The 16,289-nt window shown below is 45.9% G+C and carries 15 protein-coding genes and 1 tRNA gene; 6 read left to right on the top strand and 10 right to left on the bottom strand.

Features of this window, described 5'->3' with window-relative positions; translation table 11 throughout:
• Positions 1 to 225: 225 nt before the first annotated feature.
• The 8 genes from E2R66_RS27375 to E2R66_RS27335 all read right to left on the bottom strand — a co-directional run bounded on the left by E2R66_RS27375 (position 226) and on the right by E2R66_RS27335 (position 7,938).
• Positions 226 to 299: transfer RNA gene (locus E2R66_RS27375), tRNA-Pro, on the bottom strand.
• A gap of 954 nt (positions 300 to 1,253) precedes the next feature.
• The gene (locus tag E2R66_RS27365; RefSeq protein ID WP_133236929.1) at positions 1,254 to 1,787 is read right to left on the bottom strand and encodes a DinB family protein; all 534 of its coding nucleotides are present in this window, start codon (positions 1,785 to 1,787) and stop codon (positions 1,254 to 1,256) included.
• Positions 1,788 to 2,032: 245 nt separating this feature from the next.
• Positions 2,033 to 2,986, bottom strand: coding sequence for a D-2-hydroxyacid dehydrogenase (locus tag E2R66_RS27360; protein WP_192902014.1), 954 nt, complete (start codon positions 2,984 to 2,986; stop codon positions 2,033 to 2,035).
• Positions 2,987 to 3,069: 83 nt separating this feature from the next.
• Complete coding sequence (serC, locus tag E2R66_RS27355) at positions 3,070 to 4,140, bottom strand: 3-phosphoserine/phosphohydroxythreonine transaminase (RefSeq protein WP_133236927.1); 1,071 nt, start codon at positions 4,138 to 4,140, stop codon at positions 3,070 to 3,072.
• Positions 4,141 to 4,289: 149 nt separating this feature from the next.
• Entirely contained in the window at positions 4,290 to 4,946 is a 657-nt protein-coding gene (rpe, locus tag E2R66_RS27350) for a ribulose-phosphate 3-epimerase (RefSeq protein WP_133236925.1), read from the bottom strand.
• 78 nt (positions 4,947 to 5,024) lie between these two features.
• Positions 5,025 to 6,293 carry a glycosyltransferase gene (locus E2R66_RS27345; RefSeq protein ID WP_158288523.1) on the bottom strand — a complete coding sequence of 423 codons (1,269 nt, stop codon included), beginning with the start codon at positions 6,291 to 6,293 and terminating at the stop codon, positions 5,025 to 5,027.
• A 156-nt stretch (positions 6,294 to 6,449) separates the two neighbouring features.
• Positions 6,450 to 7,106 carry a 3-oxoacid CoA-transferase subunit B gene (locus E2R66_RS27340; RefSeq protein WP_133236921.1) on the bottom strand — a complete coding sequence of 219 codons (657 nt, stop codon included), beginning with the start codon at positions 7,104 to 7,106 and terminating at the stop codon, positions 6,450 to 6,452.
• 130 nt (positions 7,107 to 7,236) lie between these two features.
• Positions 7,237 to 7,938 carry a CoA transferase subunit A gene (locus E2R66_RS27335; protein WP_133236919.1) on the bottom strand — a complete coding sequence of 234 codons (702 nt, stop codon included), beginning with the start codon at positions 7,936 to 7,938 and terminating at the stop codon, positions 7,237 to 7,239.
• 281 nt (positions 7,939 to 8,219) lie between these two features.
• Here E2R66_RS27335 and E2R66_RS27330 point away from each other — a divergent pair, with 281 nt between their 5' ends.
• Positions 8,220 to 8,732 (top strand): hypothetical protein, encoded by a 513-nt coding sequence (locus E2R66_RS27330; protein ID WP_133236917.1) that lies wholly within the window; start codon positions 8,220 to 8,222, stop codon positions 8,730 to 8,732.
• Positions 8,733 to 8,734: 2 nt separating this feature from the next.
• Here E2R66_RS27330 and xerD read toward each other — a convergent pair whose 3' ends face one another.
• Positions 8,735 to 9,634, bottom strand: coding sequence for a site-specific tyrosine recombinase XerD (gene xerD / locus E2R66_RS27325; protein ID WP_133236915.1), 900 nt, complete (start codon positions 9,632 to 9,634; stop codon positions 8,735 to 8,737).
• Between the two features lie 41 nt (positions 9,635 to 9,675).
• On the opposite strand from xerD, the gene aroQ reads away from it, so the two are divergent.
• The 5 genes from aroQ (at position 9,676) to E2R66_RS27300 (ending at position 15,115) form a co-directional block, all read left to right on the top strand.
• Positions 9,676 to 10,095 carry a type II 3-dehydroquinate dehydratase gene (gene aroQ / locus E2R66_RS27320; RefSeq protein WP_133236913.1) on the top strand — a complete coding sequence of 140 codons (420 nt, stop codon included), beginning with the start codon at positions 9,676 to 9,678 and terminating at the stop codon, positions 10,093 to 10,095.
• Between the two features lie 65 nt (positions 10,096 to 10,160).
• Entirely contained in the window at positions 10,161 to 12,704 is a 2,544-nt protein-coding gene (locus E2R66_RS27315; protein WP_133236911.1) for a mechanosensitive ion channel family protein, read from the top strand.
• A gap of 261 nt (positions 12,705 to 12,965) precedes the next feature.
• The gene (locus tag E2R66_RS27310) at positions 12,966 to 13,985 is read left to right on the top strand and encodes a sensor histidine kinase (RefSeq protein ID WP_133236909.1); all 1,020 of its coding nucleotides are present in this window, start codon (positions 12,966 to 12,968) and stop codon (positions 13,983 to 13,985) included.
• Entirely contained in the window at positions 13,978 to 14,757 is a 780-nt protein-coding gene (locus E2R66_RS27305; protein ID WP_133236907.1) for a LytR/AlgR family response regulator transcription factor, read from the top strand. The genes E2R66_RS27310 and E2R66_RS27305 overlap by 8 nt, the downstream gene beginning before the upstream one ends.
• Before the next feature lie 85 nt (positions 14,758 to 14,842).
• On the top strand, positions 14,843 to 15,115 hold the full coding sequence (locus E2R66_RS27300; RefSeq protein WP_133236905.1) for a UBP-type zinc finger domain-containing protein: 273 nt from the start codon (positions 14,843 to 14,845) through the stop codon (positions 15,113 to 15,115).
• Here E2R66_RS27300 and E2R66_RS27295 read toward each other — a convergent pair.
• A complete protein-coding gene (locus tag E2R66_RS27295; protein ID WP_133236903.1) occupies positions 15,112 to 16,161 on the bottom strand; it encodes a DUF2235 domain-containing protein in 1,050 nt (349 codons plus the stop codon). The two genes, E2R66_RS27300 and E2R66_RS27295, sit on opposite strands and share 4 nt — an antisense overlap.
• Positions 16,162 to 16,289: the final 128 nt, after the last annotated feature.

The raw sequence follows: 16,289 nt of genomic DNA, 5'->3' as shown, positions 1-16,289 counted from the left end.
CCGTCAGGTAAGATCAACCGGACAAGGGTTTCGTGTGGTGTTGGCAATGCTTTAGTATTCGTTTATCCTCCAGCAAAACAAATAAATTTTATCCTATCCCCCAACTTTTAGGACTGATCCAGCATTTTCTTTGGTTTTACTTGAATAACTTGGGTTGAAATAAAAAGAAAAACCCCTTAAATCATACGATTTAAGGGGTTTTCGACTCGATTGGTATCGCTTTTGTCGGGATGGCAGGATTCGAACCTGCGGCCTCCACATCCCAAATGTGGCGCGATACCGGGCTACGCTACATCCCGTGTCTGATTGGGTGTGCAAAAGTAGGATTTTAAATCAAGTTACAAAACTTTTTTTGAAAGAATTTACAGATGATATCCTAACAAATTCATTTGCAAAAACTTAGCTTTAAATATTTTTTTCTTATTAACGCTTTAGCTATAAATGTGCTTAAAATAACATGCATTATTGGCTGGGCCAGGTAGGGATTAGACCTGGTTTACCATATTGCAGCATACCTGCCCGCCTACATCAACTGTGATAGCACCCGGTTACGCCAGCTGTTGATAAACTTGATTCGCAATACCATTAAGTTTATACACCCAGGCCAGGTATAAGTAAATATTACCGCTATAGCACTTAATAAGGATGCATACCAGATTAATTTCTCTTTTAAGGACACAGGAATTGTATTGCTTAGGAACACTTTGAACGCCTGTTTAAGCCCTTTAACCAGCCAGACTCGTCCATCACCCGCAAATACGGCGGCAACGTGCGTGGCCAGGCCATCTGCGAGCACCTTGTAAAGCTAATGGGAAGCCGCATAAGGGCCGAAAGCAGGCACTGATACATGATAGTACCTTTAAATTCAATATACGCTGTACGAAAGCCATTACGCCGCTTACCGGAACCGATGACGAGATCCAAAAAGCTTGCTTTGGCAAACGGGTGCTGATTCTAGGTGATAACTCAACCATCTACACATCCTGAAGAAACAACTGGAAAAATCAGGATACTGATTGCAGAAGATAACCTCATGGACCAAAAACTGATTATCCGGATATTGAACAAACTGGCCTATCAGCCCGATTTGGCGAACGATGGCGAGGAGGTAATGACCCTGATGAATCTACAACCCCATAAACGTGGAACTTCTGATACAAACGTTAAAAGACCTTTACAACAAGGCGAATCATATCAAAGCCTGAGGCCAGATTCAGCGGATCAGGCTTATGCGCTTTGTACAGTCAGCCAGGCTACATCTTCAAATATTTATCCTTTATTAAAAAATAGTGATGCATTTCGTGCCCGGCTATATGGTAGGCCAGCGCGCGCACCGTGGCATTGTTAAAAGTGCCGGTGCCATGCCCCAACCTATCAAATGCCTCTTCGGGCAAACCATTAAATAAGGCGATGGTTGCATGTCGCACGGCTTCATACTCATCGAAGATATTGTCCAGGAGGCGTGTATCAGCGCCGGAGTATTTGGCGTAGCTATCCTGGTCGAAACCAACCAAATTTTGCTGTTCGTTGCGTGCGAAACGCAGGGCGCGGTAGGCAAAGATGCGTTCATCGTCTATAATGTGCACCAATGTTTCTTTAATGCTCCACTTGCCGGGTGCGTAACGATATAGTAAATGCTGCGGCGGTAGCGAGTAAATCAAATCCTTCACCCGGTAAAAGTTATTCTGCAGGTATTTAAGCACCATCCCGTCTGTCGGTATCAGCTTCATATACATTTCGGCATAAGGAGGGTAATCGCCGGGTTTGGGTGGCTGGATGATTCTCATTGGCTTTCAGTAGGTTATTGCAAGATACGGAAAAGGAAACAACAAAATGAAAAACATCATAGTAATTGACGCTGGGTGAAGACACTCGGCAGGCCAAGCTGACCTACCGAACCGAATAGGCCCGCCGATGATTGCCACGTTGCCCCATCACACAATCCCAGCGCCGCTCCTCGCAACAGCGAAGTGGTAAAACAAAACGCCCCTTGCTTTTGGCAAGAGGCGTTAAAAACTATTAAAGCGGCTTTTTACTTATTAAAATGCCCGATAATCAAACTAGCAAGCTCTACCCCTATGCGCTCCTGCGCTTCGTTGGTTGCCGCGCCAATGTGCGGAGTAAGCGAAATTTTTGGATGAGCTAAAATCTCTGCACGAGGGTTTGGTTCGTTATCGAATACGTCTAAGGCTGCGTATGATACCTGGCCACTGTTTAATGCTTCGATCAATGCCAATTCATCAATTAAGCCACCACGTGAAATATTGATGAGCTTAACGCCTTTTTTCGTTTGCGCCAATTCTTCGGCACCAATAAGGGCTTTATCAATAAAAGGTGTATGCAGGGTAATAAAGTCTGCCGTTTTGATGATCTCATCCAGCGTGGCTGTTTTAACAGTTACGTTAACCTTGGTACCGCCCGTACCTAAAACAATTTCCACTTCGGGGTTGAAAGGGAAAAGATCGTAAGCAATAACATCCATACCAATGCCAATTGCAATTTTTGCTACCTCGCGGCCTATACGACCGAAGCCTACAATACCCAATGTTTTTCCACGCAGCTCAATGCCTTTAGCATAAGCCTTTTTCAGGTCGTTGAATTTAGCACCACCTTCAACCGGCATTTTGCGGTTGCTATCGTGCAAAAAGCGTACACCGGTAAACAGTTGCGCAACCACTAATTCGGCAACAGATAAAGATGAAGATGCAGGCGTATTGTAAACACCGATACCTTTTTCTTTAGCGTATTCCACGTCGATATTGTCAACGCCTACGCCTCCGCGGCCTATCAGTTTAAGATTAGGGCAGGCATCTATAAGGGCTTTACGCACTTTAGTTGCACTGCGCACGGTAATCGCATCAAACTCCTGTAAACGTACAGGTAATTCATCCTGCGGAATGTTGTTGGTCTCAACAAAAAAGCCCGCATCTTCTAACATTTTTTTGCCGATCGGGTCGATGCCGTCATTGGCTAATATTTTGATCATCTTTTTTATCATTGGGTCATTGAGTCATTGAGTCATTGCCATACTAAAAATGACCCAATGACTCAATGATTAATGACAGTTCGTTATTTATTCTTCTCAGCAAACTCCTGCATAGCATCTATCAGCACGTAAACACTGGTGATAGGCAATGCGTTGTAAATAGATGCGCGGAAACCGCCTACGCTGCGGTGGCCTTTTAAGCCTACGATGCCTTTTTCGTCGCACAGTTTCAGGAATGGTTTTTCGTGCTCGGGGTTAGCGGCAACAAAGCAAACATTCATGTGCGAGCGGTCTTCGGTTGCGGCAACGGCTTTAAAGAACGGATTGCGATCGATTTCTTCGTATAGTACCTTTGCTTTCGCATCGTTCTCTTTTTCTATGGCTTCAACGCCACCTTTAGCTTTAAGCCAGTTCAAGGTCAACATCGATACGTAGATAGCGAAGCACGGCGGCGTGTTGTACATCGAGCCACCTTCTATCTGTACCTGATAGTTAAACATAGCCGGTATTTTGCGGCCTGTTTTGCCAAGCAGGTCATCTTTTACGATAACCAGGGTAACACCTGCAGGACCCATATTCTTTTGAGCGCCGGCGTATATCAGGCCAAAATCGGCAACGTTTACCTTGCGGCTGAAAATATCTGACGACATGTCGCAAACCACTGGTATAGGCGATGATGAAGGGAACTGTTTCAACTGTGTACCGTAGATGGTATTGTTTGAGGTAATATGGAAGTAAGCTGCATCGGCAGGTATTTCATAATCTTTAGGGATGTAAGTAAAGTTGCTTTCTTTTGAAGTTGCAACTACCTGTACCTCGCCAAAAAATTTGGCTTCTTTTAAAGCCTTGTTAGCCCAAACACCTGTTTCCAGGTACGCGGCCTTGCCACCTTCGGGCAGTAAATTGTATGGTGCCAAAGCAAACTGCGTGCTGGCACCGCCCTGTAAAAACAATACCGAATACCCTGCCGGAACTTCAAACAGTTCTTTTACCAATTTAACAGCCTCGTCTAATACTGCTTCAAATTCCGGCGATCGGTGCGAAATCTCAAGCAAAGACAAACCTGTACCGTTAAAATCAATTACTGCCGCAGCAGCCTGTTTTAACACTTCGTGTGGTAATATGCCGGGGCCGGCACCGAAATTGTGTTTCATATTATGAGTTTAATTTATGCTGATGTTTGATTATCAACTTTGTAATTTGAAGTGCCGAAGTTAATAAATCCTACAAAGCCTGTAGACATTTTTTATAATTTTTAGAAATAGTTGACATAGGACAAGTCGAACCAGGCAAATGTTACAGACTAAGCACTGGCCTGCTTAAGCTGAGTAATTGCCGCTACCTGGTCGGCTGACGAAAACACCGAATTGCCCGCCACCAGCACATTTGCGCCCGCTTTAAGCAATTTAGCCGCGTTAGTAATGTCAACTCCCCCATCAACCTCTATCAATAATTGGGGGTTATAATTTTGACTCAACTCCTTTACCTCCGCTATTTTGGTATAGCTATGCTGTATAAACTTTTGTGCACCGAAGCCGGGATTTACCGACATAACTAACACCATATCTAAATCAGCAATGATATCTTTAAGCAACATAACAGGCGTGTGCGGGTTGATGGCTACCGAAGCCTTGCAACCCAGTTCTTTTATTGCCTGAATAGTCCGGTGCAAGTGCGGGCAAGCCTCATAATGTACCGTGATGTTGTACGCCCCCTCCTCTGCGAATGCCTTAAGGTAGCGATCAGGGTCTACGATCATCAGATGCACGTCGATAGGCTTGGTAGCGTGCTTTTTTACCGCCTTCAATAAAGGGAAGCCGAAGGAGATATTGGGCACGAACATGCCGTCCATCACATCGAAATGCATCCAGTCGGCCTGGCTGTTATTCATCATTTCAACGTCGCGTTGCAGGTTGCCAAAATCGGCAGCTAAAATGGAAGGAGCTATCAGGTGGTTCATGCGGTAAAGATAGGGTTTGGCGCGGTTAGAAAGGTTAGAAAAGTTAGAAAGGTTGTTGTAACGTTAGAGAGGTACTATTTACAAAGGATTAGCGAAATAGCTTTCAATAGCATCGAGCGCGGTTTTTAGGCCGTCTTCCTGGTTTATGGCCTCCCCTGTTTCGGCGGCGTTGCGTTTTATTTCTTCTGACTGGCTCAATTTAATGGCTTTAATCAGTTTAGCTACGGTCAATTGTTTAAAAGGGATATGTAAGCCTAGTTTCTTCTTCCGGATGATATCGCCCCACCACACCTGATCGCCAAATACAGAGGAGATGATTACGGGAATTTTTGCTTTTAAAACTGCAGCTAATGTTCCCGCCCCGCCATGGATCACCGCTGCTTTGCATTGCGGTAATAGCCATTGGTGGTTAATTTTATCTACCACGAATAAGTTGGGATGACTTTGCAGCTTTGGTATTTGCGACCAACCCTTGCAAAACAAAACTCGCAGGTTAGTAGCTTGGTTTATCTCCTGCAATATCGCCGTTATCTTATCCACATCGGGCAAGGGCATGCTGCCGAAACCTATGTACACCGGTTTATCGGGGTGTTGCAACCACTCCACCAATCCTGTAGGCAATGTTTCGGCTTTGTTGGCTTCCCGGATTTTGGGTGGCAGGGTAAGAAAACCTGTAATACGGGTATTACTGTTCCAGTCGGCAGGCTGGCGTATCAGTTGCGGGCTAAAGGCATAAAGGTCCAGGTGATTTGCTGTAGCGTCGTTTTTCATATCAGCCAGCGTAAAGGCCGTCAAATCGAGCGAGGCCCTGAATTTATTCAGTTCGTCCTTATTGAATTGCCAGTACAATTTGCCAAGCAGCCAATAAGTAAACCGGTTGTAGGGCCCCCAATTGATGAACGCCAGCCCTGCAAACGGAAATTCCTTTGTTGGGGCGGATGGTGGGTTAAGCTGTACCAGTCCCCATTTTTTGCCAAGTTTTTCTGCAATGGTTCGCACCCATATCACCGCCAATACGCTCGATATTAAAACATCCGCTTCAGCGCAACCGGTTAGTAAATCCTGATTTACGATAGGCTGTATTTGGCGGCCAGCCTCTTGCATATACTTCAGGATGGCTACAATGTTGCCGGTCTTCAATACCCGCTGCCCTTCTTCGGATTGTAGGATAGCCTCCGCATCGCCGTGAAGGGGATAAAAATGAACGCTATACCCTTCTACGAAATCCTTGAAATTTTCGGGAGCCAGTACGGTGACCTGGTTTCCCCTATGCATTAGCCCCAAAGCCAGCGCTATGTAGGGCTGTACGTCGCCCCGGGTGCCGTAGGTACATATTGCGTAATGCATTCTTTTGGGTTGAAAGGTTTTTAGGTTGGAATTTAAAAGTAATAATATTCTTCTGCCATCCCGTCCCATAAATGGGACGGCAATGAAGGTGGAGCGCTGGCTATCATCATCCCACCTTCATTGCCGTCGGTTTCAACCGACCGGCCTTGCATGTGTTTACAATACCATCTCCGGTATATCCCCCTCAATAATCAGCTTCCCGGCCGTTGCATTCTTTATTTCTTCCACGCTTACGCCAGGTGCACGTTCTAATAGTTTGAAGCCCCCACCGGGCAGCACATCAAGCACAGCCAGTTCGGTAACTATTTTTTTAACGCAGTTTACGCCGGTTAAAGGTAGCGTGCAATTTGGTAATAGTTTCGATTCGCCGGCTTTGTTTACGTGCTGCATCGCCACGATTATGTTTTCGGCAGATGCCACCAGGTCCATAGCGCCACCCATGCCTTTTACCATTTTACCGGGAATCTTCCAGTTGGCAATGTCGCCGTTTTCGGATACTTCCATGGCGCCCAATATGGTAAGGTTTACTTTTTTGGAGCGTATCATCCCAAAGCTCATCGCCGAATCGAACACAGCCGAGCCGGGCAGCATGGTGATGGTTTGCTTGCCGGCATTAATTACGTCGGGGTCTTCCTCGCCTTCCCATGGAAACGGGCCCATGCCGAGTAATCCATTCTCCGATTGCAGCACCACGTCGATATTTTCCGGTATGTAATTGGCCACCTGCGTAGGTATGCCAATGCCCAGGTTTACGTAGTAGCCGTCTTTTATTTCTTTTGCGATGCGTTTCGCTATTCCTGTTTTATCTAGCATGATCGTATGTTTTACTCACACGTCATTATAAGGCACAAAGCAATCCCAGTAAGCAGAGCGGGTTTGCGTTCTTACTTGTTCTGTGCAGAGATTGCTTCGTTCCTCGCAATGACGTTGTGGGTTATGGTTGTTAATTATCCCGTTTACGAACCGTCCGTTGTTCAATCCTCTTTTCGTAATTCTCTCCCTGAAAAATCCTGTGCACGTAAATGCCGGGCGTATGGATATTATCCGGGTCCAGTTCTCCCGGCTCTACCAGTTCTTCTACTTCGGCAATAGTGATTTTGCCGGCCATGGCCATTACCGGGTTAAAGTTACGGGCGGTAGAGCGATACACCAGGTTACCCATGCGGTCGCCTTTCCATGCTTTTACAATGGCGAAATCGGCATCGAAAGCCATCTCCATCAGGTAATCCTTGCCGTTGAAATTCCGTATCTCTTTACCTATGGCAACCTCGGTACCGATGCCAGCGGGGGTAAATATGGCCGGCATGCCGTAACCTGCCGCCATGCAGCGGGTGGCCAGCGTACCTTGCGGTATGAGTTCTACTTCCAGTTCGCCGCTGAGCAGCTGTTGTTCGAATATGGCGTTCTCACCTACGTAGGAAGATATCATCTTTTTCACCTGATGCTGGTGGAGCAACAGGCCGATGCCAAAATCGTCGACCCCAGCGTTGTTGGATATACAGGTGAGGTTTTTTACGCCTTTTTTCACAAGAGCTAAAATGCATTTTTCGGGCAGGCCGCACATGCCGAAGCCACCAAGCATCAGCGTGTGGCCGTCTTCAATATCGCGGATGGCCTCATCGGCACCGCTCACAATTTTATTCATGGTAAATAATTGGTTGGAGCAAAACTAAATGAAAGAACGCGAATTCTCACCAATTCTATCGAATTTCACGAATTGAGTAAACACGAATTGAAAACAATTAAAACGAATTTCACGAATTGATTTTCGTGAGGCATACCAAAAACGTTACGTTGTATAATTCATAGTAGTGACGCAATTTTTATTCATGTCATATCAGGCCATTAATAATTAACTACTAATTAAAAAATACAAACAAATCTACACCCTCAATCCTTTATCAAAAACATCAATCTATAAACAAAATGGAAACCAATCAAAATAACCAACCAAACGCTTATCAGGTAAAAGACGACGACAACCTCGAAGAAAAAGACCTGAAACGTCCTTTCCTCTTCGGCGGCGAAGACGATGCAAAAACCGGCGATGAGCCCGGCATGGAAGGCTCGCCCGCGGGAGGCCAGCGTTTCGGCCATAACAGCAACACACCATCGGGCGATGACAAGAATAACCCTTCGCAATTGGTGGGCAATAACAATGGTTACATGAGCCGCACCGAACCATCTGATGAGCACCCGGAAAACAACAACTTTAAAGATGCCAGCCAGTTGGGCCAACCAAATTACACCCAGGCGGCAGATGCTGCAAATACCGGGCAATCAGATACCGAAAATACCGGTCCGCAAAAGGATAATAATGAAGATAAAGGCAACTATAATGAAGCCGGATTAAGCTACCAGGAAGGCACCGCAGATGGCGATGACGTAAACATACCCGGGACAAATGAAATACCCGACCGGCAAAAAGTTGCCGAGTAAGTTTAGTTGCGCGGGTGGAAGTCGGTAATTACCGTTTTGAGGTATTGCCTATCCAGGTGCGTGTAGATTTCGGTAGTGGTAATGCTTTCATGGCCCAGCATTTCCTGTACAGCGCGGAGGTCGGCTCCGCGCTCTACCAAATGCGTTGCAAAGGAATGGCGGAAGGTGTGCGGACTGATGGTTTTTTTTAGGCCGATGGCTACCGCTAATTCTTTTATCATCATAAATACATAAACCCGGCTTAGCCGTTTGCCGCGGCGGTTGAGGAACACCATATCCTCCTCTCCTTTTTTTATAGGGATATGCACACGCAGCAGTTCATTCCAAATCTGTAAGGCACGGATGGCCTCGCCACCTATGGGTACCAGCCTTTCCTTGCTGCCTTTGCCCGTTACTTTGATAAATTCAATCTCGGGATGAAGATTCGAAAGCCTCAGCTCGGTAAGTTCTGATACGCGCAGGCCGCAGCCGTAAAGCACCTCTAGTATAGCCTTATTGCGTGGCCCTTCGGGTTTAGAAAGGTCGATGGCTCCAATCATCAGGTTTATTTCTTCCAGGCTAAGGGTGTCCGGTAGCTTCCGCCGTATCCTCGGCGTCTCCAGCAATTCAGCCGGATTAGCTTTGATATAATCCTCCATGAGCAGGTATTTGTAAAAAGCTTTAATGCCTGAGATAATGCGCGCCTGGCTGGAGGGTATCATGCCCAACTCATTTAACCAGGCAATAAAACCGCGCAAATCGTGTAAAGAAAAATCTTTAGGCGTTTTTTTTACTTCCTGCAAATCAGCATATTGATACAGCTTATCTAAATCATCTGTATAAGCTTCAATAGAATTTATAGATAAGCTCCGCTCCAGCTTCAAATAAGCCTTAAATCCTTTTATTGCGGTGGCCTGGTCCAATAGATTTTAGTTTTGATGATTTATGCCTAAGTTTGAAACAAATGAATATACAAATTATAAACGGCCCAAATTTAAACCTGCTTGGCGTGCGCGAAAAATCTATTTATGGCAGCGCAAGCTTTGAGGACTATTTAACCGAATTGCAGAAACATTTTACAAACATCAACATAAGTTATTACCAAAGTAACGTGGAGGGCGAAATTATCAACAAACTGCACGAGGTTGGTTTTACTGCTGATGGTATTGTGATTAATGCCGGGGCATACACCCATACCTCCATCGCCATTGCAGATGCCATTGCGGCCATCACTACGCCGGTGATAGAGGTGCACATTTCTAATGTTTACAAGCGCGAGGAATTCAGGCATCGCTCTATGCTCGCCTCAAATTGTAAAGGTGTTATAGCTGGTTTCGGCATGCATTCTTATCGGTTGGGTATCGAGAGCCTGCTGTTGGCTTAAACGTAGATATTTAAAACGTTTTTCGATATTGGGTGTTTCCACATTGTTTATGCTTAGCCCCTCCCATGAATAAAGCCCTCAAAATAGCAGCTTTCCTCCTATTTCTGTTTACATTATTTACCGGGACTGGTTTTGCGCAGCAATCTTCCAAAAAAGGCAGGAAGCTGAGCGTCCGCGATTCGTTGCGCCAGTCTATCCTAAGGCGCGATTCGATGATGCGGAGCTTTAAAAAGTCCGACACATCTGTAAATACCTTACTACAAAAGATAGAATATTACACGTCCTCTTTCAACCAGATCAAAACAAGCCTGTCGAGGAATATAGATACGGTAGACATCAGCCAAAAACTTCCGGCGTTTGAAAAGCGGGTAGCGCTGATAAAAACGCTCATAGATAACGACCGCAGCAGCACCCTGCGCTACCTGTACGCCATACGCGACATACTTACACGCAGCGACGACCAGTTGGATACCTGGCAGGAACGGCTTACCGATATCAACACCAAACTGGTACAAAACCAAAACGAACTGGCGTTAATGTCTAAAGACTCATCGCTTAAGGTAATGCCTGCAGATAGCGGGTTGGCCACCTCTTTCCTAAAACAAAAGGTAGCCATTGATGGCAAGCATAAAAAGCTGGATGCCACTAATAAAACGCTGTTGCTTAAAATAGGGCTGCTGCAAAACCGTACCGCATCGGTGTACATAGCCCTGATAGACCTGCGAGACCAAATAGACCTGAAAATACGGGAGTTCAGCATATCGGCCTTGTCTGACGAGAACAACAGTATTTGGGAAATGGACAGAAACACCGAGAGCACCTTTAAAACAGCGGTCACTAAAACGGTGAATATGAATATGCGCTTGCTCGGGTTTTTTATTGCCCGCGACCCGTTTATCCATTTTGCCGGCGTACTGGTTTTGGTACTATTTTACATTTGGATATACACCAACCGCCGCAAATTGCTCAGGATAAAAGAATCGCCACATACGGTTTTAGGCCACGCTAAGTATGCATCAATCTACCCAGTAGCTTCGGCCTTGATTGTGGCTTTTGCCATTGTACCAAACTTCTACGACCACCCGCCGGTAGTGGTACTGGAAATCTTTTTCACGGTGTTAACCAGCTCTATATTATACCTGGTAAGGAAAACCTGCCCACCACAGCTATTCAGGTATCTGGCCGTATTATTTTGCTTTACGTTAGTTTATAGCTTAAGCAACCTGTTTGTAGAGGTAAGCAATACGGATAGGGTTATCGTGTTGCTATTGGCTTTAGCTACCACATTCGTAACCCACAGGTTCTATCTGATGGTGAAAAAAGCACCCGAAGATTACCTCCCTTACACATTGGTTATTTTGCGCATTTTTATCATCCTGCTTATAGGATCGGGTGTGTGCAATGTTTTCGGGCGGGTTACGCTTTCAAAAATACTTGGCGTTACTGCGGTTTACAATCTTTGGCTGGCGCTGGGTATGTATTACCTGGTGCAGATTATTATGCAAAGCGTTTTTCTGCAGCTGGAAGCGAATAAAAACAGCAATAGCCTCAGCTCGTTTATAGATTTCAAGATGTTGCAAACCAAATTCCGCAGTATTTTAACCGTACTAGCCGGTCTGCTTTGGTTAATTATGCTTACCCAAAACCTGAGTGTGGAAGATGCGGTTTTTACTTACATCAAAAACTTTTTGACCGAAAATCGCAGCCTGGGTGGTACCAATACGCAGTTTACTTTCCAAAGCATCATCATTTTTATCGCGGTGATATGGTTATCATCCGTAGTAGCAAAAATCATCAGCTACCTGTACGATGTCGCTGGCAGGAGCGGCACCGACATCGATCTGCTGAAAAAGAAAAACCGCACCTCTACCCTGCTTATTAAACTGGCGGTATTTGCCGTGGGCTTTTTACTGGCCATAACGGCATCCGGGTTCCCGCTGGATAAAATCACCATCATCATCAGTGCGTTTGGCATTGGCATTGGTTTCGGCTTGCAAAACATCGTGAACAACCTGGTATCGGGGCTTATACTGGCGTTTGAGAAACCTATACAGATAGGCGACATCATTGAAGTGGATGGGCGCAGCGGTACCATTATGGAAATCGGCATCCGCAGTAGTAAAATTGCCACCAGCGATGGCGCGGAAGTGATTATCCCCAATGGCGATCTGATATCTCACCATGTGATCAACTGGACGCTGAGCAACAGCAACCGACGCATCGAACTCATCATCGGTGTGGCCTATGGTTCGGATATTGAGAAAGTAAAAAACACATTGACCAATTTGCTTTGCAACCGGACAGACATTATGGATGACCCGGCTCCACTGGTTTTCGTGCATAATTTAAACGAAAGTTCGGTAGATTTCCGGTTGCTGTTTTGGGCAGCTGATATTACCACCTGGCTATCACTCAAGAGCCACATCCTGACCGACATCTACATAACCTTTGCCAAAGAGGGCATAGAAATACCCTTCCCGCAGCGGGATCTGCACATTAAAACGGGCGATATAACCGCAGAGATTGCGAATAAAAACACCAACTCTACTGGCGAAGAGGCTAAAGCTACCGATACCGATGTAACGGATACCATTGCCCCGGTAAACTAATAGAACTGAATAGCCCGAAAAACGGTTATTATGCTTTTCGCCGCAAGCTTAATCGGCAAAGGCAGCTAAGTGCAAGACTTTGCTAAGGTGAATTCCTCTATGCTGGCTAGCAATTGCCGCAGCGTTATTGCCGGGTTCGGCATGCATTCCTCCCGCTTGTCTATCGCGTTTTTTTGATATAGGGCAAAACTTCGCCCCCATATTTATCCGCTTCGCCTTTTATTTTGCGGTATGTCCGGCATATTCCTTTAAATTTACCAAATGGATAAAACCGAGAAACAGATATGCCTTTACAGCTCGGCCCTCTTGGCACTAATGCTGAATGTGGGTAAGCTGCTTGCCCTGCGAGAGAACGGCATCCTGGCACAATACTGGCATTTCAACACTACCGAGTTTGCTTATCAGGTACTGGCTCAGTTTTCGTTCTGCTACCTAATGTTTTACCTTAACTTAAAGCAGCATTGGCTTGCTACGCTGCGCAACCAAAACAAATATCTGGTGTATGCCGGCATCAATTTTTTGATCGCATTTTTTTTCATGGCTTTTTTCGGCGGCATTCAGCGGCGTGTTTTCCATGATGATGATAGCTTTAGGCAAATATATTGGGCGGCATATACAGCCAGGTTTGCGCTGGCTGTTTTGCTGACGGGTATCCTCATCAAAATCATCCTGTTGATGCGCGCATCAAAACAACACCAGCAAGAAAACGAACGACTGAAGAACGCATATACGGTTGCAGAACTGGAACTGCTGAAAGAGCAACTGAACCCGCACTTTTTGTTCAACTCGTTAAGCAGCTTATCGGGCGTAGTGCGCGAAAATCCATTACTGGCGCAGCAATACATTATGCACCTTTCCAAGGTGTTTCGCTACACGCTGGAAAAGCCGACGGGGAATTTGGTAAGGCTGACCGATGAGCTACAGATAGTAGCCTCATTTGCAGAGCTATTGAAGATGAGATTAGAGGAGGCCTTTTCTCTACGCATAGATATACCTGAACCGTACCTGCATTATCGCCTGCCGCATCTTTCGCTGCAACCATTGTTAGAAAACGCGGCCAAGCACAACGCAGCAACGCCGGCCCACCCACTAAAAGTAGTGATAGAAATGAGCGGCGATAAATTGGCTATCAGCAACAACCTGCAACCCGTAGCCGCCGAAAGCAGCGGCATTGGCCTGGCTAACCTGGGCGAGCGTTTCAGGATACTGATGCATCAGGAAATAGACATTCAAAAAAACACCGAAACCTTCACCGTAATGCTCCCCCTAGGCCATGGCTGAATTGAAAATAGTAATAATAGAGAACGAGGCCGCAACGGCCCGTAACCTGGCACATATGCTGCAAAGCATTGATGATAGCATAAACGTTATGGTAAGCCTTCCAGCCGTAAAGGATGCTGTAAGCTGGTTCACCGCCAACAGCAATTACGACCTGATTTTTATGGATATCAGCCTGGCCGATGGCATGAGTTTCGAGATATTCAAAAAAACGGCGATCACCAGGCCGGTTATCTTCGTTACGGCGTATAACGAACATGCCCTTACTGCCTTCAAAAATAATGGCATTGATTATATCCTGAAACCCTTCGACGAGCAGGAACTAACCACCGCGCTAAACAAATACAGAGGCCTGGTTTCGCAACCAGTTTCCAGCGCAAATGCCACCGCCGATGTGGAACGTTTGCTTGAGCAACTGCATAAACTAAGCAACCCGTATAAACGTTCGTTCCTGGTGCATTTCCGCGAGAAACTGATACCTGTAGAAGCCATAAAAATTGCCTGGTTTTACACCGCCAATGAGATTGTTTACGCCCGCACCACCGACGATCGGCAGTACGTTATGGATTTTACGATGGAGCAGCTTGAACAACAGTTAGATCCGCAGCAATTCTTCCGAGCCAACAGGCAATTCATCATCAACCGCAAGGCTGTTACCGAGGTTGACTTTTATTTTAACGGTCGCTTATCTATTAAGGTGCAGCCTCAGCCAAACGAACAAATACTCGTCAGCAAAGCCCGGGTGCCCGACTATAAGGTGTGGATGAACCAATAGTTGCCCTATTTGGGCCGCCGGACCGAAGCGGCAGGGTAATTTATTTGCCGACAATTATTATCTTTATGCTTATAAACATCCGCCTATGAACGACTCTAACCTTTGCCAGCACTTACAAGCCATTACCGAAGTAAAACTGAGCGACGAGCAAGTTTGCGAAGAATGCATTAAAACCGGCGATACCTGGTTCCACTTGCGCACCTGCCAAACCTGCGGCGTAACCCTCTGCTGCGACCAATCGGTAAACACCCACATGACTAAGCACTACCACGCTACGCATCACCCTGTAATAGCATCTGCCCAACCCGGCGAACGCTGGCTATGGTGCTACCCGGATGAAGAATTTGTGGAGTATTAAGGCCGCACGGGCACGTTTTCGGGACTGTACCCTTCTTCGGGACTGAAATCAAGCGCCATGCGTTCATAAACCGAATCATCTATGGTTTCGTTGGCATTTGGGTTTGTTAATAGCTCCCGTATGTGCGCGCCGATGAATGAAAATGGCGGCTTGTTTGAATCGTAAAGCGTGCCTGCCTTGTTCCGCTTGATCTGTCCATCGATGTATCCCTGCTCGAAGGCCAAATTGGTAGCGGCAGCTTTCTTTATCATCCAATCAAGCGTTATATCGCTCAAACCTTCATCGGCATACCCCCCGCCAATATTAGAATGCACCCCTGCAAACCAGCGTTGTTCCATTGTTTGGCCGGCTTGCCTGGCTTTATCGCTTTGTTCCCAAAGGGTAGGTTCGAAGCTTTTGCGTTGCTCATCTATAGCCAGGGCGTGATAGGCAAAATCAACATAACTGCTAAGGGTAGTATCATGAAATTCGTACTTTTCCTTATTATGCATCATCATAAATGGAATGCCTAATTCGCCTACGGTATCCCACACACCAATAAACTTTATCTTCACTTCAACTGGTTGGCTATATTGCAACCTGAATTGCTCGGCCGTTTTTCCGTTTGGGTTTTTATCCGGATCGTTACGGTCGCGGTAAATATCGTAGGCCTGTTGTATTAACCGTAGGTCGTTATTTTTTACCAGGCCAACAGTGCGTATAAGCCCGGCAAGGCTACGGGCGGTGTAGGCCCCGCGGCTAAAGCCAAAAAGATAAATTTCATCGCCTATCTCATAATTCCAGATGATAAACTTATAGGCATCCAAGATGTTTTCGTCGAGGCCATAACCGGTGGCGCCATCTATAATGCGCCGTAGTTCGCTGCCTGTAGAGCCCACGCCTTCATCATAATATTTTATTTGCTTTACGCCGTTTCCGTCTTCGTTGCAAATAGCCTCGAATATTTTTTGAACGTTGGTGCGTACATATGCGCCTTCGTCTACATCGCCCGGTTTGTTCCAGGTACCATCGCTGCAGGTAATGATCCGCTTGTTTATTTTTTCCATAAATGAATTTTTAGGATTATGTATTTAGTTCGCATTTAATCATTTTGTAATTTACGGGTTTAGCCTCGGTCATTCTGGTTATAAGTTTATCAAAAATTGAGTTCATATGCCCCCTTCTGTTAAAACGG

The sequence above is a fragment of the Mucilaginibacter psychrotolerans genome, assembly GCF_004519315.1.
In the GTDB taxonomy this organism is placed as follows: domain Bacteria; phylum Bacteroidota; class Bacteroidia; order Sphingobacteriales; family Sphingobacteriaceae; genus Mucilaginibacter; species Mucilaginibacter psychrotolerans.
Note: the sequence above shows the minus strand (reverse complement) of the source record. Positions and strands in the feature narration are given on the sequence as shown.

Bases quoted from the DNA above. Each gene is read 5' to 3' on its own strand.
- E2R66_RS27365 (WP_133236929.1), bottom strand. From the start codon at position 1,787: ATGAGAATCATCCAGCCACCCAAACCCGGCGATTACCCTCCTTATGCC.
- E2R66_RS27360 (WP_192902014.1), bottom strand. From the start codon at position 2,986: ATGATCAAAATATTAGCCAATGACGGCATCGACCCGATCGGCAAAAAA.
- serC (WP_133236927.1), bottom strand. From the start codon at position 4,140: ATGAAACACAATTTCGGTGCCGGCCCCGGCATATTACCACACGAAGTG.
- rpe (WP_133236925.1), bottom strand. From the start codon at position 4,946: ATGAACCACCTGATAGCTCCTTCCATTTTAGCTGCCGATTTTGGCAAC.
- E2R66_RS27345 (WP_158288523.1), bottom strand. From the start codon at position 6,293: ATGCATTACGCAATATGTACCTACGGCACCCGGGGCGACGTACAGCCC.
- E2R66_RS27340 (WP_133236921.1), bottom strand. From the start codon at position 7,106: ATGCTAGATAAAACAGGAATAGCGAAACGCATCGCAAAAGAAATAAAA.
- E2R66_RS27335 (WP_133236919.1), bottom strand. From the start codon at position 7,938: ATGAATAAAATTGTGAGCGGTGCCGATGAGGCCATCCGCGATATTGAA.
- E2R66_RS27330 (WP_133236917.1), top strand. From the start codon at position 8,220: ATGGAAACCAATCAAAATAACCAACCAAACGCTTATCAGGTAAAAGAC.
- aroQ (WP_133236913.1), top strand. From the start codon at position 9,676: ATGAATATACAAATTATAAACGGCCCAAATTTAAACCTGCTTGGCGTG.
- E2R66_RS27315 (WP_133236911.1), top strand. From the start codon at position 10,161: ATGAATAAAGCCCTCAAAATAGCAGCTTTCCTCCTATTTCTGTTTACA.
- E2R66_RS27310 (WP_133236909.1), top strand. From the start codon at position 12,966: ATGGATAAAACCGAGAAACAGATATGCCTTTACAGCTCGGCCCTCTTG.
- E2R66_RS27305 (WP_133236907.1), top strand. From the start codon at position 13,978: ATGGCTGAATTGAAAATAGTAATAATAGAGAACGAGGCCGCAACGGCC.
- E2R66_RS27300 (WP_133236905.1), top strand. From the start codon at position 14,843: ATGAACGACTCTAACCTTTGCCAGCACTTACAAGCCATTACCGAAGTA.
- E2R66_RS27295 (WP_133236903.1), bottom strand. From the start codon at position 16,161: ATGGAAAAAATAAACAAGCGGATCATTACCTGCAGCGATGGTACCTGG.